Here is a 26,037-nt window from a genome sequence, read left to right on the forward strand (position 1 = left end):
AACGATCCTCGCGGTAACGTTCACCAACAAAGCCGCCCGCGAAATGATGACGCGCCTGCAAGCGCTCCTGCCCATCGACACTAGAGGCATGTGGATCGGCACCTTCCACGGCCTCTGTAACCGCATGCTGCGCGCCCATCATCGCGACGCCGCCTTGCCCGCTACCTTCCAGATTCTCGACACCGCCGATCAGCTCTCCGCGATCAAGCGTCTGATGAAGGGCCTGAACATCGACGATGAAAAGTACCCGGCGAAAAATCTCCAGTACTTCATCAACAACGCCAAAGAGCAGGGCCTGCGCCCCAAAGACGTCGACGCTACCGATAACTTCAACCGCAAATTCGTCGAGCTCTACGAGGCCTACGACCAGCAATGCCAACGCGAAGGCGTCGTCGATTTCCCCGAACTGCTGCTGCGTTGCTTCGAACTGCTCGCGCACAATCCGCCCTTGCGCGCCCACTATCAGGCGCGCTTTCGGCACGTCCTTGTCGACGAGTTTCAGGACACCAACAAGCTCCAGTATGCGTGGCTGAAACTGCTGGCCGGGCAGACCAATTCGATCTTTGCCGTCGGTGACGACGATCAGTCCATCTACGCGTTTCGCGGTGCAAACGTTGGCAACATGCGCGACTTCGAACAGGAGTTCAACGTCCAGCATCTGATCAAGCTCGAGCAGAACTACCGCTCGCACGGGCACATCCTCGATGCGGCCAATCAGTTGATCGCCAATAACTCGCGGCGTCTGGGCAAGAACCTGCGTACCGATGCGGGTCACGGCGAGCCGGTGCGCGTCTATGAAGCCGCCACCGATACGCAAGAGGCTGGCTGGATCGTCGAGGAGATCAAGGCGCTCATCAGCACCGGCACCTCGCGCAGCGAAGTCGCCGTGCTGTACCGGAGCAACGCCCAGTCGCGCACCATCGAACACACGCTGGTGAACGCGGGCATCGCCTACCGCGTGTATGGCGGTCTGCGCTTCTTCGAGCGTCAGGAAATCAAGCACGCGCTCGCCTATCTGCGCCTGATCGACAACCCCAACGACGACACCGCGCTTTCGCGGGTCGTCAACTTTCCGACTCGTGGAATCGGCGCGCGCTCGATCGAGCAGCTCGCGGACGCCGCGCGTCTCTACAACTGTTCCATGGCCGCGGCGGTTCCGTACGTCGCCGGCAAGGCGGGGTCGAGTCTCGCCAGCTTCGCCAATCTGATCGGCAAGATGCGCGCGGAAACGCAGCAGATGAGCTTGCCGGAAACGGTCGAATATGTCGTGCGTGCGAGCGGTCTGTCGGAGTTCTATCAGTCCGAGCGCGAAGGTCAGGATCGCCTCGAAAACTTGCAGGAACTGGTCAACGCGGCCGCAGCGTTCGTCAGTGAAGAAGGCTACGGTCTCGATACGCCCGCGCGCTCCATCCCGCTGCGCCCGGGTGCGACGTCCGCGCCGGAGCTCGTGTCGGAGGCGGATGATCCCAATACCGTCGTCCTCGATGCGCCGGACGTCACCGACCCCGCGCAAAACCCCGACACGATGACACCGCTCGCCGGCTTCCTGTCGCACGCGTCGCTGGAGGCGGGCGACAACCAGGCGCAGGCCGGCCAGGAAGCCGTGCAGCTGATGACGGTCCACGCGGCGAAGGGGCTCGAGTTCACCGCGGTGTTCATCACGGGCCTCGAAGAAGGTCTGTTCCCGCACGAGAACAGCGCGATGGAAACCGATGGCCTCGAAGAAGAGCGCCGCCTGATGTATGTCGCGATTACGCGTGCGAAGGAGCGCTTGTACCTGTCGTTCGCGCAGAGCCGGATGCTGCATGGCCAGACGCGCTACAACATCCGTTCGCGTTTCTTCGACGAGTTGCCGCAGGAAACGCTCAAGTGGCTTACGCCGAAGGTCGAGGCGGGTTCACGCTGGGGCGGCCGTTCCGATAACGCTGGCTATGGCCGCGACTGGTTTGCGCGGCCGGGTTACACGGGTCCGTCGTCGTCGACCTCGGCGCCGCTGCCGGCTTTCGCCAATGAAACACGCGCAGCCGAAAGCGGTTTCCGGGTCGGCCAGCAGGTGTTCCACACCAAGTTCGGCGAAGGCACGATCATCGCGCTCGAAGGTGGCGGCGCCGATGCGAAAGCACAGGTCAAATTCAAGCGGCACGGCGAAAAGTGGCTGGCGCTCGCCGTCGCCAAACTGCAGGCGGTCGAATGAGCACGACGCAAACCGGAGCGGCAGGCGGTCGTCGTCCGCTTGGGGTGATGGCGGCGTTGCCGCAGGAACTCGGCGATCTGGTCGATGCGATGCGTGCAGAGTCTGGTGTCCGTACGGTCACGCATGGCCGCCGCGATTATCACCTCGGCACTGTGCACGGCGCGCCGTGTGTCGTGACGCTGGCACGTATCGGCAAGGTGGCCGCCGCGGCGACGGTCAGCGCGCTGATTCATGTGTTCGATGTCGACGCGGTGGTGTTTACCGGGGTCGCCGGTGGCGTGGGGCGTGAAGTGCGGATTGGCGATGTGGTCGTCGCCGATACCCTGGTGCAGCACGATCTTGATGCGTCGCCGTTGTTTCCGCGTTTCGAGGTGCCGTTGCTTGGCATCGCACGTTTCGCTGCGGATCAGGTGCTGGCGGATCAACTCGCAGCGGCGACTGAACGCTTTGTCGCGGAAGAGGGCGAGGCGGTAGCGGCACGCTTCGGCACGCAATTGCCACAGGTGCACCGGGGCCTCATCATCAGCGGGGATCAGTTCGTTGCCAGCGCGGCGGCCGTCGAGGCGCTGCGCGAGGCGTTGCCGGATGCACTCGCGGTCGAAATGGAAGGCGCGGCGATCGCGCAGGTCTGTCACGAGTACGGCGTGCCGTGTGCGATCGTGCGCACGGTGTCCGATACGGCGGACGCGCATGCGCCCGCGTCGTTTGCTTCGTTTTTGACCGAGATCGCCGGGACCTATTCGAACGGCATTCTCAAGCGGTTCTTGCAGGCGCGAGCCTAGGTCTTGCCACCCGCGGCCGCCGCCAGCGCATCGCGCACCTGCTGCAACGCGCTCGCATCCTCGATGGTCGGCAGGTCACCCGGATCGCGGCCTTCCGCCAGCGCCGCGATCGCGCGGCGCAGTAGCTTGCCGGAACGCGTCTTCGGCAGCATCGCCACGAAATGCACCCGCGCCGGCCGTGCAATCGCACCGAGTTGGCGGTCGACCGTCGAAACCAGTTCGGCCTCGAGTTTCAGGCGCGCCTTGTCCGCCGCATAACGGTCCGCATCGCGCAGCACCACGAACGCCAGCGCGACCTGGCCCTTCAGCGGATCAGCAACACCCACCACCGCGACCTCGGCCACGGCCTTGTGGCTCGATATTGCTTCCTCGATCTCCCGCGTGCCGAGCCGGTGACCCGCAACGTTGATCACGTCGTCGGTGCGTCCGAGGATCGTCACGTAGCCGTCGTCATCCTGGATGCCCCAGTCGAAAGTCGAATAGAGCTGCTGGTCCGGCACGCTCGACCAATACGTACTGACGAAACGCCGGTCGTCGCCCCACACCGTCGACATGCAACCCGGCGGCAGCGGATAGCCGAGCGTGATCACGCCTTTCTCGCCCGCCGCGCACACCTCGCCGGTCTGCTCGTTGCGCAGCGTCAGGTCGTAGCCGTACACGGGCACGCCCGGCGAGCCGAGCTTGGCCGGTAACGCTTCGACGCCGCGCTGGATTGCGAGCATCGGCCAGCCGGTCTCGGTCTGCCAGTAGTTGTCTACGATTGGCTTGCCGAGCGCGTCGGAGATCCAAGAGGCTGTGGGTTCGTCCAGCGGCTCACCAGCGAGAAACAGAGTCCGCAAGCTGGACAGGTTGTACTTCTTCAGTAGCGCTGGATCCTGCTTCTTGAGCACACGCAAGCCGGTCGGCGCGGTGAACATCAGGTTGATCCGATGCTGCTCGACGAGTCGCCACCAGATGCCGCCGTCCGGACGGATCGGCGTGCCTTCGTACATGACCGTGGTCAGGCCCGCGATCAACGGTGCGTAGATGATGTAGCTGTGGCCGACCACCCAGCCGATATCCGACGCGGTGAACATCGTGTCGCCCGCGCGGCCCTCGTAGATGTACTCCATGGATGCCGCCAGAGCCACCGCATAGCCGCCCACGTCGCGCACGACGCCTTTCGGACGGCCGGTGGTGCCTGACGTGTAAAGGACATACGAAGGCTCGTTCGACTCCAGCCATTCGCATGGCACATGCGCGTCGAAGAACTGTTCGCGCAGCGGCTCGTAGTCGACCAGGTAGCTGGCGTTCAGCCGCTCGGGCGCGAGCTGCCGGTCAATCCGCAGCACATGCGGCGGCTTGTGCTTGGCGCGGGCGAGCGCCTCGTCGACGAGCGGCGTGTAGTCGATTACCTTGCCGCCGCGCGCGCCGGCGTCGGCGGTCACGATCAGCGCCGGGGTTGCGTCGTCGATGCGCGCCGCGAGACTCGGCGCCGCAAAACCGCCGAACACGACAGAGTGAATCGCGCCGAGCCGCGCGCAGGCGAGCATCGCAAACACCGCCTCGGGGATCATCGGCAGGTAGATCAGCACGCGGTCGCCCCGCTTGACGCCGAGCGAGCGCATGACCGCGGCCATCCGGTTGATTTCGGCGTACAACTCGGCGTACGTGTAGCGCCGTTCGATGCCAGTCTCCGTCGATACGTAGACGAGTGCGTTCTGCTGGGCGCGTTCGGCGAGATGCCGGTCCACCGCGTTATGGCACAGGTTGGTCCTACCGCCGACGAACCAGCGCGCAAACGGGGGATTCGAGCGGTCGAGCACCGTCTCGAACGGCGTCTCCCAATGGATGCGCCGCGCTTCGTCGCGCCAGAAGTCTTCAGGGGCTTCGATGGAACGGCGGTGGAACTCGCGGTAACGGGTCATCGGCGGCGATCCTTCCTGCGATATGTTGTGAGCGTGACGGTGCGCGTCCGCACAGCATAGAGCACGCGTGCCAGCGCGGACAACGCGGGTTCACCATAGGCTGCCCGGCTCGCCCCGCAAAACGAAAAAGGCGCCGCAGCGCCTTTCTCCGTCCATCTTCACGTCACACGAAACTCACGCCTTCGCGCGCTTTCCCTCGACATCCGGCAAGAACACCGTCAGCACGCCGATCAGCGGCAGGAACGAGCAGACCTTGTACACATAAGCGATGCTGGTCGCGTCCGCCAACTGGCCCAGCACCGCCGCACCGATCCCGCCCATGCCGAACGCGAGGCCGAAGAACAGGCCCGCGACCATCCCGACCTTGCCTGGAATCAGCTCCTGCGCATAGACGAGGATCGCCGAGAACGCCGACGCCAGCACCACGCCGATCACGACAGTGAGGACGCCGGTCCAGAACAGGTTGGCATACGGCATCAGCAGCGTGAAGGGCGCAACGCCGAGGATCGACACCCAGATCACATACTTGCGGCCAATCCGGTCACCCACCGGTCCACCGATCATCGTGCCTGCCGCGACGGCCGCGAGGAACACGAACAGGTGGATCTGCGCGGCCTGCACCGGCAGATGGAACTTGTCGATCAGATAGAACGTGAAGTAGCTGTTGATGCTGGCGAGATAGAAGTACTTCGAGAACACCAGTAACATCAGCACGCTCATCGCGAACAGCACCTTGTTGCGCGACAGCGTTGCATGGCCGGCCTGCGCGCCCTTGGCCTTTTTCGTGGCCGGATGATGCTTGTACCAGCGGCCGATCTGCGTGAGCACGACGATCGCGACCAGTGCCGCCACCGACACCCACGCAATGCTGCGCTGGCCGTGCGGAATGATGATCAGCGCGGCGAGCAGCGGCCCTAGCGACGAACCGGCGTTGCCGCCCACCTGGAACAGCGACTGCGCGAGACCATGCTGGCCGCCCGAGGCCATCCGCGCGACCCGCGACGATTCCGGATGAAACACCGACGAACCGCAGCCGACGAGTGCCGCGGCCACCAGCAGAATGCCGAAACTCGGCGCAACCGACATCAGCAGCAGGCCGGAAAGCGTAAAGCCCATACCGACGGGCAGGGAATACGGCTTCGGATGCTTGTCGGTGTAGATGCCAATCAGCGGTTGCAGCAGCGATGCCGTGATCTGGTAGGTCAGCGTGATCAGGCCGATCTGCCCAAACGACAGCGAAAAGTTGTCCTTCAGCATCGGATAGATCGCGAGGATCAGCGACTGGATCATGTCGTTGATCAGATGCGTGAAGCTGATTGCGCCGAGCACCGAGTACACCGTGCGTTGGGCCTTGGCGGCCAGAGGGGCAGCGGCGGTGCTGCTTGAGACGCCGGCGAGGGTGTTTTTATCGAGGCTCGTTTCCATGCGCGTGAGAGAAGGAGAGAAAGTGAGCGGGGCCGGATCCGCTGGGTGACGATACCGTCTGCGCCATATCGTCACACTACCCGGAACTATCTGACGTTTCACGAAGTGTAATGTGGCTTGCGTGAAATGTTCGGACAAGTTTTGTCGCGAATCAGACATCAAATAGGGTAATGCCGGCACCACGGAGGGGCGATCAGCCAAACGTCGGTCACAAAGACCGACTATTTGCGATGCCTCGGTGCCTTCTGTCAGGGGAATTTTGGCTGTGTATAAAGCCGTCGCGGGCGCGCTATTCACACGGTGGATGCGCGTTGGGGGCGGAACACTGCACGACGGCTGTACTAAAGATTGCTGCCACTGATGCCGTAGACCCGAAGAGATAACAAGGAATGCCGGAACCGACCTTTCCGGCTGGTCATACGTGAGGACCAAATATGAAAGCAGTTTCGCTGGGCAGCCAGCCGGGTGTGGGCTTCGTGGCGAGTGATGAACCGGCGGGCGGCCCGTCGGGTTCGCGCGCGCCGGTTGGGCGGCTCAAGGGTTTGTCCGTGAAGGCGACGCTCCGACTGGCTTTCGCCGCGGTGCTGATCGGCACGCTGGTGATCGGGGTGTTTTCGCTGACGCAGATCAGCCGGCTCAACGGTTCGGCGCAATCGATCTACGACCAGGGCCACGTTGCGAGCCGGGCGGCAGAAGAAGCACGAGGTTATGTACTGCGGGCGAGCCGTGCGCAGAAGATGCTGCTGACCGCGACGACGGCCAAGGAGCGCGACGAACTCGGCTCGGACATCGACAAGGGTCTCGCCGGCCTGTCGGCGCAGATGAACACGCTGCAGCAGTATGTCGACCCCGCCGATGCGGATCAGGTCTCGCAGCAGAAGAAATTCACCGCGGCGGTCGGGACATGGAGCGGTCATCTGCGCGATTTTGTGAAGCTGGTGAAGGCACAGCCGCTCGATCTGTCGCAGATGAACTGGCAGGTGGGCATGCAGGATGTGTCCTTGCTGGTGGAGACCGAAAAGCTCGAGAAGATGGTGGACGCGCTGGTGGAGCAACGCAGCGTGGCCGCAAAGGCGACCATCGACGCCTCGGCGTTCATTTACCGCTCGTCGTACGTGACGATGGCGGCGATGACGATTGGCCTGATCGTGCTGGCGTTTGTGATCAGCGAATGGGTGGTGCGACGGCTGGCGCGTCAACTGGGAGGCGAGCCGGTGTACGCAAAGGAGATTGCGAGCCGGATTGCGGCGGGGGATCTGTCGAACCAGATTGCGCTGGCACGCAACGATCATTCGAGTATGCTATCGGCGCTGCATGACATGCAGAGCGGGCTCTCGACGACGGTATCGGACATCGCGGCGAGCGCTGACGCGATTGCGACGGCATCGGGCGAGATTTCGATGGGCAACCAGGACCTGTCGCAACGCACCGAGCAACAGGCGATGGCGCTGGAGCGCACGGCGAGCAGCATGGAGCAGTTGACCTCGACGGTACGGCAGAACGCTGACAACGCGAAGCAGGCGAGCACGCTGGCGAATAATGCTTCGGAGATTGCGGAGAAGGGGGGCGCGGTGGTGAGCCGCGTGGTGTCGACGATGAACGAGATCAACGACAGCGCGAAGAGCATTGGCGACATCATTGGGGTGATTGAAGGGATTGCATTCCAGACGAACATTCTGGCGTTGAACGCGGCCGTTGAGGCGGCGCGCGCGGGGGAAGAGGGGCGTGGGTTTTCAGTGGTGGCGGCTGAGGTGCGGAATTTGGCGCAGCGCAGTGCTGGCGCGGCCAAGGAGATCAAGGGGTTGATCAGCACGTCGGTGGAGCGGGTGGGGAATGGCTCGGCGCTCGCTCAGGATGCCGGGAATACGATGGAGGAGGTGGTGAAAGCTGTGAAGCGCGTCACTGACATCATGGGGGAGATCTCGGCTGCTTCTGCTGAGCAGAGTTCTGGCATCGAGGAGGTTAACCTCGCGGTTACGCAGATGGATGCCGGGACTCAGCAGAATGCAGCGCTTGTTGAGCAGGCTACGGCTGCTGCTCGCGCGCTTGATGATCAGGCTAAGGCTTTGAAGGGGATGGTGGGGAGGTTTAGGTTGCAGGGGTGATGGCAGACAAACGAAGCCCCGCTGAAGCGGGGCTCGTTTAGTGCTGCTGGTTTGGTTCACTAGTGCCACACGGATTCTCGCGCCCATTGGGACCGCACGATCCGATTCCATGTTCCTCATTGACCTCGCAGCCCTGTCGAAGCTGGGCCGGAATCAAGCTGGTTTGGGCTTACTGGATTACCTTGCTCGTAGGCGTCACCCGCGGATCATTGCAAAGCCGCGCGCAACTACCCTCACATATCGGTGTCAACTCGACCACGATTTGATTGACAGTGAGTGAGCCGCCGGGGATTTTTACCACCATATCGTCTGTGAACGTCTTTTTGTCAGTTATTATATTTCCGCTCTTAATGCCAAGCTGCTGTAAATACGCTCTAACGTTCGCGGCTCGGGCATCCTTCAGCCTATCCAGGTCATCTTCGCCTTTATATGCGCCCGCAATCACAACTGCTTGTATTTGTACATCGGGCCACTTTTTGGCTTCAATGACAATGTCTGCAATTGCAAGCCTGTCCGCGTTAGAGATCTCGGTAGCGTTGAACGGCAACTGAGTCTGCATCTCCTCGCCGATAGTACATGCACGTGCTGCTCCAGAAAGCCAAGGCATAACGGCTGTTGTCGTGAAGAATAATAACGCAAAGAGTTTATTTTTCATCTGGCAACGGCTTTATCAAAGGTTGCAATATACCCCGCAATGCTATCGGCGTTTCGTATAGCCTTGTCTGGGTTGCCTAACGCAAATGCGTGCATTCCGCTGTCAGTATTGCCATACGCAATATCATCCGAATTAAAAGTGTCTGTATAATGTGTACATTCATGAATCAGCGTTTTCACCTTCGCTGCGTGCCACAATTCGCCATTAGAGTCTGTGCAGAATGCGGTATAGATCGCAATAATTCGCTTTGCTGAATCAGGTTTACACACGCTAGCGCGATTCTGCCCGCTATCGGGCGTGAGCGCGCACGTAAGATTTCTGTTCAAAGCATTATCCCATCGAACAATCTTCTCAGGCACAAGCTCCTGAAGTGCCGACAGCAATCTGGGCAGACCTGCCGCAAGCGCACCTCTAATTTCTTCGTCGGCTCGTCCAAAGTAATAGATGACGCGTGCTCTTTCCTGATCGTCCCATTTTGAGAATGCCGCAATACGTTCTTTCACTAGCAAAACTGCGGCGTCTCTGACTTTCATGACGATCTGCCTAAACTCCTGATTAGTCACATTTTGGCAGATCGGCGTCGTATTGATTGTGACATGCACCATTGAGTCGGGATTCGTGTTTGCCACCGCTGAGTCATGCACGGTTTCCCATTCCGTATTGTCGGACACTCTTATTTCCCCAATTGAAGTTTTAGACTTGATGCTGTGGGTGTAGCGACGCGCTCGATTTTCCCGTTCGCATCCGTAAGCCCCGCTATTACCCGTTCGCCGCCAACCACGATGCGGTATCGCACATTCTCGAGCGGCCGCCGTGCTTCATCGAGCAACGTAAATTGTTCGTCATATTGCGTGACTATCGGCGATTCGCGCGATGGCTCTGCCATGCTCGTCTTCGATGCGTCAGGGTGCTTGTGAATAAAGTATCGAGCGTCTGCACTGGCGATAACGCGGTTCTCGCCACACGGACATAGCACGTCATCACCGTCGATTACTACCTGAGTCCCTTGGTTGCTTATCCCGTTGCCGGTCCCAAACATCGGCCACGAACCTTTGCAGTTGCCGCACGTCGCATGCTCGCCGTCAAGCGCAAGTTTCTTGCCTTTGTCGTGCAGGCGCGCTTTGAACGCCAGTACCTCTCCTCCCGTAGTGGTGGAGTCGCCAAATTTGACTACAGGAATACGCATCAATAGCCTCCGATGATTTCGAGTGTTAGGCGGCGTGCGTCCTCGGTGGCGATGAGTTCTGTTTGGCCCCGCGAGTCTGTTACGCCGCTTGCAAGAACATCGCCGCCCATGCTTACCCGTTAGCGGACATTCCCGAGCGGTGAGCCGTCGCTATCTGTCAGCGTGTATTGCTGATCGTAGGTGAGAGTGTCGAACGGCAGCGCAGGCGTTGCCTGTACTTCGCTATCCCGTCGAGGTGATACGCCTGTCGCCCCGGTAGGGCTTGAAGTGCACCCAGCAGGTTTGCCATTGACCTCGCCTCCTTGCGATTGTTTGAGAGGTGCGGCCTGATTCAGCAGGACTACAAAGATTAGGAGGCCGCGATGCGGAGCTTATTATTTAGCTCCTGAAGGTTTTTACCCCGCATGCCATCCCAATTCGTGCGGAAGAGTCTGAAAATTGGTCGTAGAAAGTCGAGGCACAATTCGGCTGGCGAACAAACCACGCCTCCATGCAGACCGTGTGCGCAAAAACATCCGCAATGTCCACACTTCTGTTGGGATGCAGCGACTCTGGAACCCATCTGACGGGCTTCGCCGGTTCGAGGTGCGAACTGCTGACCCCGTTGCAGCCCCTCGGCCACGGCCACTTCGCGCTTATTCGCGTCCGCATGGGAACGGTCACGGGAAGAACCCGGACCTCTTGCGCAGGAGGCAACCGGTTTGCAGAGGGGGGGCATCTTCGGAGCTACGCCCGCGGCAGCTGCCAACAAGTACGAGGTGCAAAGTGCAAAGACCTTTTGGTCCCTCTGGCCAGGAAAACGTCGCGGTGCCGCCTCGCACGGGGGAGAAGCTAATAGACCGATAACAAATCAGGGAAAGGCCAACGGCGCGGGCATGCAGGCAAAAAAATCACCCAGCCTTAACAACAACAGTACAAGTAGTCCCAGCCGACAAAACAACCCCATCAGGGACGTGATCGATCTGAATCCTCACAGGCACCCGCTGTGCCAACCTGACCCAGTTAAAAGTTGGATTCACATCAGCCAGCAATTCGCGGCTCTGCGGATTATCGCGGTCATAAATCCCCCGCGAAATGCTCTCCACGTGACCCTGCAACACGCCACCACTCATCAACCGCATCTCGGCCTTATCGCCAACATTCACGTGCGGTAGCTTCGTCTCCTCAAAATACCCATACACCCAGAAGGAGTGACTATCCACAATAGCGAGCTTCGCCGAGCCCGCAATAGCAAAGTCCCCCTGGAACACGCTCAGATTCGTCACATAACCATCCACCGGCGACACCACGCGCGTGCGCTCCAGATTCAATTTCGCCGCATCTAGCGCGGCCAGCGCCTGCTCATAACCCGCTTCCGCAGCAGACGCCGTATGCGTCGCGTTTTCCTGGCTCTCCTTCGATACCACCTGGCTGTCCATGTCCGCGCGGCGTTGTGCGTCGTCGCGGCGCATCTGCAACTCGGCCTTGCGTGCTGCGACGGCAGCCTGTGCCTGCTCGACCGCGATCTGGTAATGCGAGGGGTCGATCTGCATCAGCAAATCGCCCTTCTTCACCAACTCGTTGTCGTGCACCGGCAGTGCCACCACCGCGCCCGAGACGTCCGGCGCAATGTTCACGACGTCCGCGCGCACCCGCCCGTCGCGTGTCCACGGCTCGTCCATGTAGTGAACCCATAAGGCACGGCCTATCAACAGCGCAACAATGAAGACGACGGCTGTTGCCACAAAACCCAGAATATTTCGGATGGTCATGATTCGACTCTGATCAACGATAAACGGCGAGACCCAGCACGCCGCACACACATACGAGCAAGCTGGCCCGGAACAGGTTCGGATGCCACACCACGCGATACAGTCCCGTATAGGCAATCGCACGATCCAACACCCATGTAAGCACAGCGCCGGCAATAAACATCAACACAATGGCCGGCACGTAAGCGTCAAGCACAGCAACTTCACGTGGCATGGCGAACTCCTTCTTGTCTCTCGATCCGCGTGCCCACCAGCGTCTCCAGCGGCGATTGCGGATCGAGCAGCGCAGTACGAATGAAATGCAAATGACTCAAGATGCGTTGCAGTTGATGACGCTCCTCACGCGGTGGTGTGAACGTCGACAGCAATTGCTGGACGGCGGCAGTGGCGTCGATCGTCGCTGCGAGCGCGGTGTCCATCCGTTGTACGCTCGGCCGGTCGAAGAGCGCCGCGAGCGCGTCGCGCATCTTGCGTTCGGCAACGCGCCACGGCATCGTTTTGGCGTAGTGGGCCTGCGGCGGTAACGTGGCGATTTCTCGCCGCATATCGATGATCGCGTTACCCACTTCGAGCACGGCGAACAGCCAGCGCAGGCTGTCGCGCTTGACCTCGGGTTCTGTCTCGGCGAGCGCGTTGATCTGGAACATCAGGTCGCGTGCGCCGCTTTCGAAGCGGGAGCGCAGCCGCGCCAGACGTGAGCTGCAGGCCGTCACGACATGGCGGCGCAGGTCGATCAACAGGCGGTTGCGCATCCACGGCAGCGACGGCGGCAGGAGCAGCGCGAATGCGACCGAACACGCGAGCATCGACAGAAACAGCGCCAGCCCATCGTTGATCACGCCGGTCGGATCGTAGTGAATCACGTTGTCCGGACCCGCGAGGAAGCAAAAGAAAATGCAGTACCCCACGCCGTAGCCGGCCAGCTTCGGGCGCGTCGTCATGAATACGCCGAGCAGCAGGAACGGCGCGAGTACGACGCAAAGCAAAGGAAAACCGTCGACGTGCGGATATAGCCCGAACACCACGACCATCCCCATCAGCGATGACAGGAGCGTGCCGCCCGCCATCTGGAATGCCATGCGGGTTGGGTTCGGCGATGTGGATGCCAGCGCGCAGGTCGCCGCGCCGACAGGCAGCAGCGTGACGCCGCTCGGCCACGCGCTCGCGATCCAGAACACGCCCAATAGCGCGATCACGATCGTCGCGCGCACGCCGGCGACACCTGCAAACAACGCGTTAGTCCTCGGCTCGTAGCGGTCGATCCAGCGCTCGCGCTCGTGCGTATCGCTCGCCAGCGATGCGTACGTGGCCGCATACGCGTGCAGATCGTCGATGAAGCGGTAGAGCAGTTCGGCGGCGGTGTCGAAATCGAGCAGCGGCACTTCGGGCCGGGCTTCCAGCGCTTCGCGCGTTGCACGCAGCCGGTTGGGCAACTCGGTCTTGTAGGCGTCCAGTTGCTCGGTTACGCGCACGGCATCGGCGGCGCTCAGAACCGGCTCGCCGGATTTGTCGAGGAGCGGCGCGATCTCCTTGAAGTACGGTTCGATGGCTTCGATAGCAGCGGAGGCGCCGGCTTCGTGCAGCCGGTTCATCAACTGATGCAAGGCGTGAAAGCGCGTCGACGCAGTCATGAACTCGCTGTTCAATCGCGACAGGCGGCCGCCTCTCATCCGCGAGGCGGGGGTTTCGAACACGGCGACACTGCGGATCGCTTCGAAGCCGACGATGTCAGCGACAAAGCGCGCATTGGTGGCCTCGATCTGCGCGCGATCGACCTGGCCTGACAGCGACGCCGAAACGTATTCGACAAACGCACTAAAACGGCGGCGTATCGTGGTGCGCATCTGTTCGCCGGTGAACTGCGGGAACACCAGCCCGCTCACCGCGCCAGAACAGACAATGCCGACCACGATTTCCGCGACGCGGGTCATTGCGGAAATGAACGCGCCGTCCGGATGTTGTGCTGCAGGAAATCCGATCAACGCGGCGGTGTAGCCGGCCAGCACGAAGCCATACGTGCGGAAATTGCGGTTGCGCGCGGCGCCCGCAGTGCAGATGCCGACCCAGATCGCCGTCGACGCGATGAAGAGTTCCGGTTGCTGGGCAAACAGCCCAATCAGAGCCAGCATGACGACGAGCCCGACCACCGTGCCGCAGATCCGGTAGAAGCTCTTGGCGAACACCATGCCGCTTTGCGGCTGCATCACGATGAAGACGGTCGTCATCGCAGTACGCGGCTGCGGCAGGTCGAGCTTCATTGCTACGTACAGGGAAAGAAACGCGGCAGCCAGCGCTTTGAAGAGATAGATCCAGGTAAGGCCGTCGGTGCGGGCCCAGTCGGCGGCTGCCGTGTAGAAGGCCGCCGGCGTGAGCGGCTGGCGCGGGGCGGAGGAAGGGGAGGCGGACATGGTCGGTTCGGCCCTTACTGCACTGCGGGCGCGTAGGCCGAGGCCTGAGCGCCTGCCGCTACCTTAGCGGTCGGAGGCATCGTCTTTGCCGTTTTGCTGTCATCAGCTGCCGCCCGTTCCGTCGTGCCACTGGCACTCGCCGGTGCCGCTGAGTTCGCCCCCTTGCCGTTGCTAGCTGTCTCGCCACCCGAGGACACCGTTTTGCCCTTCTCATGCGCCGGAAGCGTTTCATCAGTCTTCGGACCGTCGGCCGGATCGGCGAGTCCGCCACCCAGCGCCGTCATCAGAGAAGCATGCGCACCAAGCCGCTCGGCCTGCACGCGCGCGACGCCTTCCTGTGCGCGCAGCAACTGGTTCTGCGCCACCAGCACATTCAGATAGTCCGTCAGACCGCGCCGGTAGCCTTCCTTCGCAAGGTCATAGTTCTTGTGTGCCGCAGTGACCGAGCGATCGGCATCGTTGGCCTGCGTCTCCAGAGAACGGATCCGCACGACCTGGTCCGCCACGTCCTTCAGCGCGCTGACAATGGTCTGGTTGTACTGCTCGACCGCCGTGTCATAACCGGCATCCGCGGCGCCCAGTTGCGAGCGCAGCCGGCCGCCGTCGAAGATCGGCAGCGACATCGCCGGGCCGGCGATCCAGCCGCCGTTGGTCGATTTGAGGAACTGGAATAGCGGGCCTGCCGCGGCATAGCCGCCCAGCGATGCCAGCAGGTTGATGTCCGGATAGAAGTTGGCTTTGGCGACGTCGATACCGCGTGCCTGCGCCGCCACGGTCCAGCGCGCCGCGACGATGTCGGGCCGATGGCCAAGCAGCTCGGCAGGCAGCGTCGAAGGCAGGCCAGCGGGGGCGTTGAGAGACAGCGTCGGCCGCGTAATCGAATCGCCTGCGCCCGGACCCTTGCCGGCCAATGCCGCAAGCTGATTGCGGCCCAGCGCGATCAGCTCCTCTAGCGCGTCGATCTGGCGTTCGTACTCGGGCACCGGCGTTTCGGCCTGGCTCACTTCGAGCTGTGTGCCGAGACCGCCTTTGAGGCGGCGCGTGGCGAGATCGACGATCTGCTGTTGCTGTTGCAGCGTCGCCTGGGCGATGTCGAGCAGCGCGTAATTCATCGACATGCCGATATACGCACGCACTACGTTCGCTTCGAGTTCGAGCTGCGCGGCGCGTTCGTCGGCTGCGCTGGCGTGGGCGGCGTCGAGCGCTTGCTCGGCGGCGTTCTTGTCCTTGCCCCACAGATCGAGGTGATAGGACAGGCCGAGCGTGCCGGTGTTGTCGTAGGACGTGGTGTTGGAGAGGGGGCCCGGGCCGTAATAGATATTGTCCGGCCAGTGCTGACGCTCGAGCGACAGATTCCCGTTGACCTGCGGCGAGAGCGCCGCGTGCGCCACCCCGGCTAGCGACTGCGCCTCGCGCACCCGCGCCTGCGCAACGGCGAGCGCCGGATTGTCGGCCTGCGCCGCGTCGATCCACGCATTGAGCTGCGGATCGTTATTGATACGCCACCAGTCGGCAGCGGGCCACTGCGCCTCGGCATTGGCGGCACGAATCGCCGCGCCGGCATCGAGCGAGGACGGATTCACTCCACGTGCCTGAGGCGCGATGCCTCCGGTACTGGCGCAGCCGGCGATTATCATGGAGATCGTAAGAACCGCGATCGCGGCGATCCCTTTTTGTACCGGAGGCTGCACGATTTACTCCTTTATTGACTAAAGTACGCTGTGCGCCATTATATTTTTCGATGTATTCACGAATAACCCGTAAAGATGCAAGGCATTTTTACGGGAATTGAGATAATCGCTCTTGCGAAGCGTGTAACAATCGCTTCGTCTCAGTGAGGATAGGTATGGATACGCTTCAAAACATGCGTGTTTTCACCCGCGTCGTCGAAGCGGGCAGCTTCACCGGTGCCGCGCAGCACCTCAATACCACCACGGCGTACGCGTCGCGCGCGGTCTCCGATCTCGAGGCGCATCTGCGCACGCGTTTGCTCAATCGCACTACGCGCCGCATCGCGCTGACCGAAGCCGGCGAGCGTTATCTGCAGCGTTGCGAACAGATTCTGGCCTACGTCGATCAGGCGGAAGCCGAAGCCAGTGACGCTCACGCCAAGCCGTCCGGCAAGTTGAAAGTCCACGCCATGACGAGTTTCGGTCAGCACTATGTGGTGCCAGCCATCGGGCGTTATCAGCAGCGCTATCCGGAAGTGCAGGTTGAATTGACGCTGGCGCAACGGATGCCCGACCTGCTCGACGAGGGCTACGACGTGGCGCTCGTGCTGGCCCAGGATCTGCCCGACTCGGGCCTCGTGTCGCAGCGCCTGGGGAGTGCCTTTAGCGTTGCGTGCGCGTCGCCTGCTTACCTCGAGCGCAACGGCGTGCCGCAGACGCCATCGGATCTCAGCCGCCACACCTGTCTGCAGATGGTCATGCCGGTATTTCCGAAAAACGAATGGACTTTCGATGGCCCTAATGGTCAGGAGACCTTGGCGCTAGGCGCGGCGACGTTTCAGGTGAATGTCGCGGAAGCGCTGGCGGTGGCGGTGCGCGAGGGTATGGGTATCGGCCTCATTCCGATCTATTCGGCGATCAGCGGCCTGCGCAGCGGTCAGTTGATGTGGGTGTTGCCGGAATACACGTCGCAGGAAATGAACATATACGCGCTGTACCCGTCGCGCCAGTATCTCGATGCGAAGATCCGTACCTGGGTTGAATTTCTGCGTGACGAACTACCCTCGACGCTCGCCACCGATCAGGCCGAACTGCGCAAATTCGCCCGCACGTGAGCGCGGGTTCCGGCGGACGCCGTCCGCCGGTTCGCGTTGACACATCGTTCCCGGCGCGCATCACAGGCTGTTACAGATCTACGGCATCGCAACATTTCCTTACTTCTCCCGCCGATTTGATTTGATAACGTTGGGTCAACGCGCTGGCCGACCGAGCTGGGTTGCAGTCAGGAATCTGAATTTACTGGAACGAAGAGGGACTCATGGATACGCATCTGCTGATCGGCGTGGCCGTCATGCTGGGACTGATTGGAATTGCCGCCTCGCGCGACCTGCTTCGCAATCTGCGCGCACAGCCGCAACTGGTGCCGATCCGCGCCGAGCGTCGCGACGCAGCTGGATATCCGCGCCGCCGCTGAGCGCGTGCGGGTAGCGTCAATGACGCTGCCCGTGTCGGTTCAAACATCCTATATTTCGACCACCCTGTCCCACGCAAACTGCGGATTTTCCGGCTGCCCGGTGCGACGGTCGAGATAGCCGCGCGGGTTGCATATGACCCGCGTGCCATCGACGGCGTAATCGAACGCCGTGTGCGTATGGCCGTGAATCCACAGTGCAACCGGTGAGCGCACCAGCGTCGGCAGATGGCTAATGAAGCCGGCCGAGACGCGGTCATCCGCATAGCGCTCGGCGAGACTCAACCGGTGCGGCGCGTGATGCGTGACCACGATGGTTTTCCCCGCGAATGGCTTGCTCAATTCCTGCTCTAGCCACGCGCGCGCCTGCGCGTGCAGCGCGAGGGAGTCAGCAGGGGTGAAATCGCGTGTAGCAGCGGTGTTCGCTGCGGCTGAGCCGTCGTGCGGCCACGTGAGCTGAATCAGCCCTTTGAAGTCGAGCATGACGCGCTGGGCTGCGGCCGTCGAGATAGCGAGGGCTTCTTCGTCGGCGCCATAGAGCGTGAAGTCGGTCCACAAGGTGGTGCCGAGCACGCGCCACTCGCCGGCGGGATCCACCAGCGCCGCGTTATTCAGAAAGTGCACGTTCTCGACCGATGCCGCCGCATCACGCATGGCCGCTTCCAGCGCGCCGAATTCGCCGTCGTAGTATTCGTGATTGCCCGGTACGTAGACGACGGGCGCAGCCCCGTCGAACGTCTCAGCGGCCCAGCGAGGAGCGGCGGCGTGATTGTGGATATCGCCGGCAAGCACGATCAGATCCGCTTGCGCATGCGGAATCACTTCCGGCTCGTGGCACTCCAGATGCAGGTCGGACAGCACACGGATCTTCACGAACGGCACTCCTCGGTGGATGGAAAGCCCGTACTCCTAGCGTAGCACCTTGCCGGGATTCATCAGGTTAAGCGGGTCGAGCGCGCGTTTGACAGCGCGCATCAATTCCACTTCCACGTCCTGCTTGTAGTGCATCGCCTCGTCGATCTTCAACTGGCCGAGCCCGTGTTCCGCGCTGATGCTGCCGCGATGCCGATGCACGTTGTCGTAGACGATCTGGTTGATCGGACTCTGGTACTGCGCGAGAAACGCTTTCGCATCGACGCCTTCTGGGGCTTGCACGTTGTAGTGCAGATTGCCGTCCCCGAGGTGGCCGAACGTCACCATGCGTACGCCCGGCATGGCTTGCGCAATCGCTGCGTCCGTTTCGGTGATGAAGTGTCCGATGCGCGAGATCGGCACGGCGATGTCGTGCTTGATGTTGAGACCTTCTTCAGCCTGTGCAAGCGGAATGTGTTCGCGCAGATTCCAGAAAGCCTGCGATTGCGCGAGGTTTTCCGCCACTACCGCGTCTTCCACCAGTCCTTCCTCGAGCGCTGTTTCCATCAGTCGTTCGAAGAGGGCGCGTGCGTGTTCTTCGCTTTCGCTGTCCGATAGTTCGAGCAGCACGACCTGCGCGTGAGACTCGGCGAACGGATAGCGCATCTGCGCGAAATGCCGGTTGACGAGCCGCAAGCAGAAATCGGACATCAACTCGAAACCGGTCAGAAGCGGACCGGCAAAGCGCTGCGTGAGCGTGAGAAAGTCGAGCGCCGCGTGCGGCGAGGCGAGCGCGGCAAGCGCCGTGACGCGCGCCGCGGGCTGCGGATGCAGTTTCAGCACAGCCGCGGTGATGATGCCGAGCGTGCCTTCCGCGCCGATGAACAGGTCGCGCAGATCGTAGCCGGTGTTGTCCTTGCGCAGGCCACGCAGGCCGTCCCACAACTCGCCCTGCGGGGTCACCACTTCGAGACCGAGGCAGAGTTCGCGCGTATTGCCATAGCGCAGCACACCCGTGCCGCCGGCGTTGGCAGCGAGATTGCCGCCGATCGTGCAACTTCCTTCGGCGGCCAGACTCAGCGGGAACAGGCGGCCGGCTTCTTCTGCGCGGGCCTGAACGTCGGCGAGGATAACGCCAGCTTCGACGGTGATCGTGTTGTTGTGCGGGTCGATATCGCGGACGCGGTTTAGACGGCGCAGACTGAGCACCGCTTGCGTGCCACTGGCATCCGGCGTGGCGCCGCCGACCAGCCCCGTGTTGCCGCCTTGCGGCACTAGCGCGATGCGGTACTCCACCGCCAGTTTCACCAGAGCGGCAACTTCGTCGGGTGTCGCCGGACACAGCACCGCGCAGGCCGCACCGGTGTAACGGCGGCGCCAGTCGGTGAGGTAGGAAGCGGTGTCGTGGGAATCGGTCAGAACGTGTGCTGCACCGATAGCATCGCGGCAAGCCGCAATAAAGGCGGCGCTTGGGGCCACGTTCGATGCCGGTTGAGAAGCGGGTTGAGAAGCGGGTTGGGTCATGATGGTCGGTCAGAAGAGGGAGGCGAACACGTGACGGCGCCTCGTCTACGGTTGATCTGTGGGAGCTGCGCGTTGCGAGCCGCAATCCGACAGGCGGCATAAGCGCATAACTTCACGCGGCCCGCTTCGCGCGCCGTGCCGCGCGCTTGAACGGGCCGACATACGCCAGTGCGCAGACGAAGAAAACGACAGCAAGCAGTGTTTCGAGCCAGCCGAGCTGCGCGGACAGGCCGCGATCGCTCCAGCCGCGCACAATGCCTTCGGCGAAATACAGCAGGATCAGCATCGACGCCCATTGCAGCGTATAGAGCCGTTGGCGCAGCACGCCGGGCAGGGCGAGCAGCAGCGGCACGGCTTTGAGAACGAGCGCGGTGCCGCCCGGACGCAGCGGCGCGAGCCACCACTCCCAGACAACCGAGAGCACGATCAGCGCGATCAGCGCCGCGGCTGCGCCGAGCGCGGCGCCGCGTCGTCGTGGGGGCGACGAAACCGAATCGGGCGTGCTCACGGACGTTCGCTCATGGCGGCAGCCGTGCGTGCGACGCGTGCGCCGAGCGCGACGGCAAGTGTCTTCTCATCTGCGGAAATACCCTGTTCCGCAGAATCGGCCCGCGCGAAATGCGATGCTCCGTAAGGCGTGCCGCCTGTCAGCGTGGTAGTCAGCGTGGTCTCGGTGTACGGGATGCCGACGATCAGCATGCCGTGATGCAGGAGCGGCAGCATCATCGACAGCAGCGTGGATTCCTGGCCGCCGTGCAGGCTGCCGGTGGACGTGAACACGCAAGCCGGCTTGCCGGCGAGCGCGCCGGACAGCCACTGCGGCGTGGTGCCGTCGAGAAAGTATTTGAGCGCAGCGGCCATGTTGCCGAAGCGGGTCGGCGAACCGAGCGCCAGGCCCACGCATTCTTCCAGATCGCGCAGCTCGACGTAGGGCGGTCCTTCCGCCGGAATATCGGGCTGGGTCGCCTCGCAGACGGTCGAGACGGGCGGCACGGTGCGCACACGCGCCTGCATGCCGGGGACGCTGTCGACACCGTGCGCGATCGCCAGCGCGAGCTCCCGCGTGGCGCCGTAACGGCTGTAGTAGAGCACGAGAATGTCTTTCATAGGCCTGATCGAGTGAGCAGGTATTATAGGGGTTGGGTCCGCAGCACAGGCGGCTCGCGGGCAACTGGCGCGAGCCCTACACGGTTCATGAAGCAAGGAGGCAGGGTTTGTTGTCCAGGGTGCGTTTCGACCTCGATACGCTTAAACGTCTCGCGCAATTCGCCGCGAAGCGCAGCAGCGAAGATCGCATTCCCCAGGTGGCCGGCAGTCTGACGTTCACCACCATGCTCTCGCTCGTGCCGCTTGCGACGGTGGCGTTCGCCTTGTTCACCGCGTTCCCGATCTTCGGTTCGTTCCAGATGTCGCTACAGGGTTTTCTGGCCGACCATCTGATGCCGTCGCAGATCAACGACCAGATTTTCAAATACCTGAACGAGTTCGCGGCCAAGGCCAAAGGCCTGACGACGATGGGCATGATCGTCCTGTTCGTCACCTCGGTGATGACGATGATGACCGTCGAATCTGCGTTCAATGTGATCTGGCGGGTGCGCAAGCCGCGACCCTTCGCGCAGCGCGTGCTGGTCTATTGGGCCATCATCACGCTGGGACCGATTCTGATCGGCGTCAGCCTGTCGATTTCTTCGTATCTGTTCACACGCTCGATGGCGTTCAGCGCCGCGCAGCACATCACGCCGGTGATCGATTGGGCGCTGACCGGCGCGGCGCTGCCGCTCACGGCGCTCGCTTTCACGATGCTCTACGTGTATCTGCCGAATTGCCGGGTGGAGTGGCGCGATGCGGTAGTGGGCGGCGTGGGCGCGGCCATTGCGTTCGAACTGGCGAAACGCGGCTTCGGCTATTACATCCGGCGCATTCCGACTTATACGGCGGTGTACGGCGCGTTTGCGGCGGTGCCGATGTTCCTGCTGTGGATGTACTTGAGCTGGTTTATCACGCTGGCGGGCGCGATGGTGGCTTCGGCGTTGCCAGCGATCCGCATAGGGCAGTTTCACCGGCCGCGCTTTGCGGGCAGCAATCTGTTCGATGCACTCGAAATGCTCGCGCGCCTCTCCGAGGCACGCGAAGCGGGCAAGCCTGGGTACACGCTGCAGGATCTCGCGCGCATGTTGCGCCGGGATATGGATACGACCACTCACTTGCTTGATACGCTCGAGGAGATCGAGTGGATCGCGCGTCTGCAGGAAGACGGCTCGCGCCCGCGTTTCCTGCTGCTGGCCAATCCTGCCCAGGTGACGGTGGAGCGGCTCTTCGACCTGTTCGTGATCGACCGCGCGGAGCTCGAATATCAGCTCAATCTGGAGTCCACCCGGGTCGACGGCGCGACGTTGCTGGCGGCGCTCGAGAACGACAAGCTGAGTGTCTCGCTCGCGTCGCTGCTCGCCCTGCGGGCGTCGGCGCGTGCCATGCGGGCGGCGGCCGAAGCCGAGGGACGCAGTTCGGCAATGCCGCCTCAGACGGCGTGAGCGGCGTGCCTTCGCGCTAGAGGGAAATCTTCCCGACGCAGATATCCTTGAACATCACCCAGTCACCCATCAAGCTATAGACGGGGTGCCGGAATGTGGCGGGGCGGTTCTTCTCGAAGAAGAAATGCCCGATCCACGCACACCCATAGCCACTGACAAGCGCAGCCGGCAGCCACAGCCAGTCGCCGGTGGCGAGCGCCATGGCCAGACAGCCAATCACGCCCAGCGAGCCGACAAAGTGCAGCCGCCGCGACACAACGTTGCGATGCTCTTCGAGGTAAAACGGATAAAACTCCGCGAAACTCGCGAAGCGTTCGGTATGAGCGGGTTGAGACATCTTGGCCTCCGTTTCGCAGCTCTCTTGTGGTCCATCCCCCGCCATGCCCATTTGTGCTGCATGGCGAACCCGGTCGGGGACAAGTGCTTCTATCAGTGTCTGAAACCGGATGGGCCTGAACCATTGTGCGGCCATCGGCGGATGCGCGCAACCTGGCCATTCGGCCGATGGTGCGCGCCGCCGGGCGGCGCTATTGTTGAGCTTACAGAAGCGATTGCGCGGACTGCGCGACTTATGCGGATTGAGCGCCAAGACCCGACGCAAAACTGAACAGTGCGTCCAGCGTGGCATCCGGTTGCTCGGTCATCAGCGCGTGGCCGGCGTCGAGCATCACCGTGTCGACTGTTGCGCCGGCTTGTGCGAACGCTTGGGCGAGCGCTTTCGTGGCGCGCGGCGGCGTCATGGCGTCACGCCGTCCCACGATCAGCTGGACGGGGCAGCGCACCTGGGCTGCGCGGGCAAGCCCATCGGCGTAGGCGTTGCAGGCCGTGAAGTCGGTGTGGAAGAGGCCCGGTTCACCTTTGGCCGAGACCCGCTCCATCAGCCGCTGGTTCATGCCATGCAGCCAGAAGCCCGGGCCGGGGCACGATGGTTTCGCGGCCAGCGTCGAATGCGACCATTGATTGACCATACCGATCGCCTCCGGCTCGCGGTTGAGCGCGGCGTCGAGCAGGGCGTCGGAGACGGCCATCGGCACGGCAGTGGCGACCAGCGCGACGCCGCTCGCACGCTCCGGGTAGCGCGCGGCAAACTCAAGCGCGACAAGCGAGCCCATGCTGTGGCCAATCACGCAAGCGCGCGCCACGCCAGGAGCGTCCAGCAGCGCGGCCAGCCAGTCGGCCATGGAGGCGATGTCGGTGAGCGCTGGACCGGCGCTCCGATGATGGCCGGGTAAGTCGACGGCCAGCACGCTGAAGCCGTGATGCGCGAAGTAGCGGGTTTGCAACGCCCAGACGCTGTGGTCGTGCTCGGCGCCATGGATGAACGCGGCGCAAGGCAGGCTGGGGTCAAACGGTTTGCCGCCGGTGTAAGCGTAGGCTGCCTTGTTCTGGGCCTCGAGGATCATGCGGACTCCTTGGGTGCGCTGCCGCTGGGGTTGCCCGAGCCCTCGGGAGTGTCCTTCGGTTTGGCGGCGCTCCCGCCGGCCGGCTTCTGCGCGGCCTTGAGCGCGCGTTTGAGGTCGTCGATCAGATCGTCCGGATCCTCGAGACCGATCGACAGGCGGATGGTGCCCTCGGCAATGCCCGCCGCGGCGAGTGCGGCGGCGTCCATGCGGAAATGGGTGGTCGAGGCGGGATGGATCACCAGCGAACGGGCGTCGCCGACGTTCGCCAGATGCGAGAACAGCGAGAGTGCCTCGATGAAGCGCCGTCCGGCGGCACGGTCGCCGCGCAGGTTGAAGCTGAACACGGCCCCGGCGCCGCGCGGCAGCAGGCGCATGGCGAGCGCGTGATCCGGGTGCGAGTCCAGTTCGGGATACGCGACAGACTCAACCGCGGCGTGGGCAGCGAGAAACTCGACTACCTTGCGGGTGTTCGAAACGTGCCGGTCCATGCGCAGCGGCAGGGTTTCGATCCCCTGCAGCAGTTGCCACGCGGCTTGCGGATGAAGGCACGCGCCAAAGTCGCGCAGTCCCTCGCGGCGGGCGCGCAGCAGGAAGGGTGCAACGGTGCTTTCCTCGGCGAACACCATGCCGTGAAAACCCTCATACGGCTCGGTGAACTCGGGAAAGCGCCCGGACGCGACGAAGTCGAAGGTCCCGCCGTCGACCAGCACGCCGCCGATGGTGGTGCCGTGACCGCCGAGGAACTTGGTCGCCGAGTGGTAGACGAAATCCGCGCCATGCTCGAAGGGCCTGAGCAGGTACGGCGTCGTGAAGGTCGAATCGACCAGCAGCGGTACGCGGTGGCTATGCGCGATTCCGGCGACCGCAGCAATATCCAGCACGTCGAGCCCGGGATTGCCGAGCGTTTCGCCGAACAGCAGGCGGGTGTTCGGGCGTAGCGCAGCGCGCCAGGCGTCGAGATCGCCGGGTTTGACGAAGGTCGTCTCAATGCCGAAGCGGCGCAGCGTGTAATTCAGCAGATTGTGCGAGCCGCCATACAGGGCGCCAGACGCGACGATATGGGAGCCGGCCCCCATCAGCGTGGCGATCGCCAGATGCAGCGCGGCCTGGCCGCTGGCCGTGCCGATCGCGCCGGCGCCGTTCTCCAGTGCGGCGACGCGCTCTTCGAAGACGGCCACGGTCGGGTTCGAAATCCGCGAATACACGTGGCCGGCGCGTTCCATGTTGAACAGGGCGGCGGCGTGGTCGGTGTCGCGAAACGAGAAAGAGGTGGTCTGGTAGATCGGCGTGGCGCGCGCGCCGGTCGTGGGATCGGGGGCTGCGCCGGCATGCAGCGCGAGCGTATCGAAACGGTTGGCGGACATCCTGGGCGGCGGAGCCACGGGCAGCTCCGCGAAGGGTGAAGGTGGAGGCATCGTATCATCGGGACTATCGGCTTCAAGTCCGGTTTTCCCGGTGTCGGGCGCTGCCACGCCCGTCCCGCCTTGGTGCGGCGCCCGCTTTCCTTTTACAGGCCTTTCCGCTAGGATCGAAATCAGTCATGTATTAACGGCTTCACCAGATTCTGCAATCACCATGCATGGGACCGCGAGTCGGCGCCACAGCGCGAACCCCGGTCGACAAAGGAGACAATCATGCGAGTCAGCGACATTCTCAAGGTCAAGGGCAATACCCTGTTTACCGTCACGCCGGACACGCCGCTGCTCGACGCAGTCAATGCGATGGCCGAGCACGACATCGGCTCGCTGGTTGTCATGGAATATGGCGATCTGGTCGGCATGCTGACGTTCCGGGAAATCATCCTGACGCTCAGCAAACATCACGGCAGCGTGGGTACGGCAACCATCCGTAAGGTCATGGACGACCACCCGCTCACGTGCACGCCGGAAACGGACGTGAACGAAGTGCGCCGCATGATGCTCGAGCACCACGTGCGCTATCTGCCGGTCATGGAGAGCCGCACGCTGATGGGCGTGATCTCGTTCTACGACGTGGCAAAGGCCGTGGTCGAGGAGCAGGGCTTCGAAAACCGCATGCTCAAGGCCTATATCCGCGACTGGCCGGAAGAGCGGGAGCAGCAAACGGGCTAATTGTCCGGCGATGCCCATGTTGGCCGGGTCGGACTGCAGCGGCCATCAAGTTGCCACAAGCCTGAGGTATTGATCCAGGGGCG

The 26,037-nt window shown here is 62.6% G+C and carries 23 protein-coding genes; 7 read left to right on the plus strand and 16 right to left on the minus strand.

Annotated elements, in window-relative coordinates; translation table 11 throughout:
• The coding region (locus tag M0954_RS11455) for a 3'-5' exonuclease (protein ID WP_297353271.1) at positions 1-2,194 on the plus strand (2,194 nt) is incomplete at its 5' end.
• The gene (locus M0954_RS11460; protein WP_297353274.1) at positions 2,191-2,976 is read left to right on the plus strand and encodes a 5'-methylthioadenosine/adenosylhomocysteine nucleosidase; all 786 of its coding nucleotides are present in this window, start codon (positions 2,191-2,193) and stop codon (positions 2,974-2,976) included. The genes M0954_RS11455 and M0954_RS11460, both read left to right, overlap by 4 nt.
• Here M0954_RS11460 and M0954_RS11465 read toward each other — a convergent pair.
• Positions 2,973-4,883 (minus strand): propionate--CoA ligase, encoded by a 1,911-nt coding sequence (locus tag M0954_RS11465; RefSeq protein ID WP_297353276.1) that lies wholly within the window; start codon positions 4,881-4,883, stop codon positions 2,973-2,975. The two genes, M0954_RS11460 and M0954_RS11465, sit on opposite strands and share 4 nt — an antisense overlap.
• A gap of 174 nt (positions 4,884-5,057) precedes the next feature.
• Complete coding sequence (locus tag M0954_RS11470; protein ID WP_297353278.1) at positions 5,058-6,308, minus strand: MFS transporter; 1,251 nt, start codon at positions 6,306-6,308, stop codon at positions 5,058-5,060.
• Between the two features lie 434 nt (positions 6,309-6,742).
• Between M0954_RS11470 and M0954_RS11475 the strand changes: the two genes are divergently transcribed.
• Positions 6,743-8,413, plus strand: a complete 1,671-nt coding sequence (locus M0954_RS11475; protein ID WP_297353280.1) for a methyl-accepting chemotaxis protein — start codon at positions 6,743-6,745, stop codon at positions 8,411-8,413.
• Positions 8,414-8,582: 169 nt separating this feature from the next.
• Here the strand turns inward: M0954_RS11475 and M0954_RS11480 are convergent, their stop codons facing one another.
• The 7 genes from M0954_RS11480 to M0954_RS11510 all read right to left on the minus strand — a co-directional run bounded on the left by M0954_RS11480 (position 8,583) and on the right by M0954_RS11510 (position 16,104).
• Entirely contained in the window at positions 8,583-9,068 is a 486-nt protein-coding gene (locus M0954_RS11480) for a hypothetical protein (RefSeq protein ID WP_297353282.1), read from the minus strand.
• Positions 9,065-9,739: a M35 family metallo-endopeptidase gene (locus tag M0954_RS11485; RefSeq protein WP_297353284.1), complete on the minus strand. Its 675-nt coding sequence runs from the start codon at positions 9,737-9,739 to the stop codon at positions 9,065-9,067. The genes M0954_RS11480 and M0954_RS11485 overlap by 4 nt, the downstream gene beginning before the upstream one ends.
• Positions 9,740-9,741: 2 nt before the next feature.
• Positions 9,742-10,254 carry a PAAR domain-containing protein gene (locus M0954_RS11490; RefSeq protein WP_297353286.1) on the minus strand — a complete coding sequence of 171 codons (513 nt, stop codon included), beginning with the start codon at positions 10,252-10,254 and terminating at the stop codon, positions 9,742-9,744.
• Between the two features lie 890 nt (positions 10,255-11,144).
• A complete protein-coding gene (locus M0954_RS11495; RefSeq protein WP_297353288.1) occupies positions 11,145-12,005 on the minus strand; it encodes an HlyD family secretion protein in 861 nt (286 codons plus the stop codon).
• Between the two features lie 13 nt (positions 12,006-12,018).
• The gene (locus M0954_RS11500; protein WP_074263943.1) at positions 12,019-12,219 is read right to left on the minus strand and encodes a DUF1656 domain-containing protein; all 201 of its coding nucleotides are present in this window, start codon (positions 12,217-12,219) and stop codon (positions 12,019-12,021) included.
• Positions 12,209-14,413 (minus strand): FUSC family protein, encoded by a 2,205-nt coding sequence (locus M0954_RS11505; RefSeq protein WP_297353290.1) that lies wholly within the window; start codon positions 14,411-14,413, stop codon positions 12,209-12,211. The genes M0954_RS11500 and M0954_RS11505 overlap by 11 nt, the downstream gene beginning before the upstream one ends.
• Positions 14,414-14,427: 14 nt before the next feature.
• On the minus strand, positions 14,428-16,104 hold the full coding sequence (locus tag M0954_RS11510; RefSeq protein WP_297353292.1) for an efflux transporter outer membrane subunit: 1,677 nt from the start codon (positions 16,102-16,104) through the stop codon (positions 14,428-14,430).
• A gap of 155 nt (positions 16,105-16,259) precedes the next feature.
• On the opposite strand from M0954_RS11510, the gene M0954_RS11515 reads away from it, so the two are divergent.
• Positions 16,260-17,198: a LysR family transcriptional regulator gene (locus M0954_RS11515; RefSeq protein ID WP_297353294.1), complete on the plus strand. Its 939-nt coding sequence runs from the start codon at positions 16,260-16,262 to the stop codon at positions 17,196-17,198.
• A 203-nt stretch (positions 17,199-17,401) separates the two neighbouring features.
• Positions 17,402-17,557, plus strand: coding sequence for a hypothetical protein (locus M0954_RS11520; RefSeq protein ID WP_166660749.1), 156 nt, complete (start codon positions 17,402-17,404; stop codon positions 17,555-17,557).
• A 48-nt stretch (positions 17,558-17,605) separates the two neighbouring features.
• Here the strand turns inward: M0954_RS11520 and M0954_RS11525 are convergent, their stop codons facing one another.
• From M0954_RS11525 to wrbA, 4 genes are all read right to left on the minus strand, one after another.
• Positions 17,606-18,427: a metallophosphoesterase gene (locus tag M0954_RS11525; protein WP_122155384.1), complete on the minus strand. Its 822-nt coding sequence runs from the start codon at positions 18,425-18,427 to the stop codon at positions 17,606-17,608.
• Between the two features lie 36 nt (positions 18,428-18,463).
• On the minus strand, positions 18,464-19,930 hold the full coding sequence (locus tag M0954_RS11530; protein WP_297353296.1) for an FAD-binding oxidoreductase: 1,467 nt from the start codon (positions 19,928-19,930) through the stop codon (positions 18,464-18,466).
• Positions 19,931-20,042: 112 nt separating this feature from the next.
• On the minus strand, positions 20,043-20,438 hold the full coding sequence (locus tag M0954_RS11535; RefSeq protein ID WP_123388535.1) for a DUF2069 domain-containing protein: 396 nt from the start codon (positions 20,436-20,438) through the stop codon (positions 20,043-20,045).
• Positions 20,435-21,037 carry an NAD(P)H:quinone oxidoreductase gene (wrbA, locus tag M0954_RS11540; protein WP_297353298.1) on the minus strand — a complete coding sequence of 201 codons (603 nt, stop codon included), beginning with the start codon at positions 21,035-21,037 and terminating at the stop codon, positions 20,435-20,437. The genes M0954_RS11535 and wrbA overlap by 4 nt, the downstream gene beginning before the upstream one ends.
• Positions 21,038-21,144: 107 nt before the next feature.
• Here wrbA and M0954_RS11545 point away from each other — a divergent pair, with 107 nt between their 5' ends.
• The gene (locus M0954_RS11545) at positions 21,145-22,461 is read left to right on the plus strand and encodes a YihY family inner membrane protein (RefSeq protein ID WP_122151906.1); all 1,317 of its coding nucleotides are present in this window, start codon (positions 21,145-21,147) and stop codon (positions 22,459-22,461) included.
• A gap of 16 nt (positions 22,462-22,477) precedes the next feature.
• Here the strand turns inward: M0954_RS11545 and M0954_RS11550 are convergent, their stop codons facing one another.
• The 3 genes from M0954_RS11550 to M0954_RS11560 form a co-directional block, all read right to left on the minus strand.
• Positions 22,478-22,798 carry an Mpo1-like protein gene (locus M0954_RS11550; protein WP_123388533.1) on the minus strand — a complete coding sequence of 107 codons (321 nt, stop codon included), beginning with the start codon at positions 22,796-22,798 and terminating at the stop codon, positions 22,478-22,480.
• Between the two features lie 232 nt (positions 22,799-23,030).
• The gene (locus M0954_RS11555) at positions 23,031-23,864 is read right to left on the minus strand and encodes an alpha/beta hydrolase (protein WP_297353300.1); all 834 of its coding nucleotides are present in this window, start codon (positions 23,862-23,864) and stop codon (positions 23,031-23,033) included.
• Complete coding sequence (locus M0954_RS11560) at positions 23,861-25,228, minus strand: O-acetylhomoserine aminocarboxypropyltransferase (protein ID WP_133892126.1); 1,368 nt, start codon at positions 25,226-25,228, stop codon at positions 23,861-23,863. The genes M0954_RS11555 and M0954_RS11560 overlap by 4 nt, the downstream gene beginning before the upstream one ends.
• 270 nt (positions 25,229-25,498) lie before the next feature.
• Here M0954_RS11560 and M0954_RS11565 point away from each other — a divergent pair, with 270 nt between their 5' ends.
• A complete protein-coding gene (locus M0954_RS11565; protein WP_074263954.1) occupies positions 25,499-25,954 on the plus strand; it encodes a CBS domain-containing protein in 456 nt (151 codons plus the stop codon).
• Positions 25,955-26,037 lie beyond the last annotated feature (83 nt).

The sequence above is a fragment of the Paraburkholderia sp. genome, from assembly GCF_026225065.1.
Lineage (GTDB): Bacteria > Pseudomonadota > Gammaproteobacteria > Burkholderiales > Burkholderiaceae > Paraburkholderia.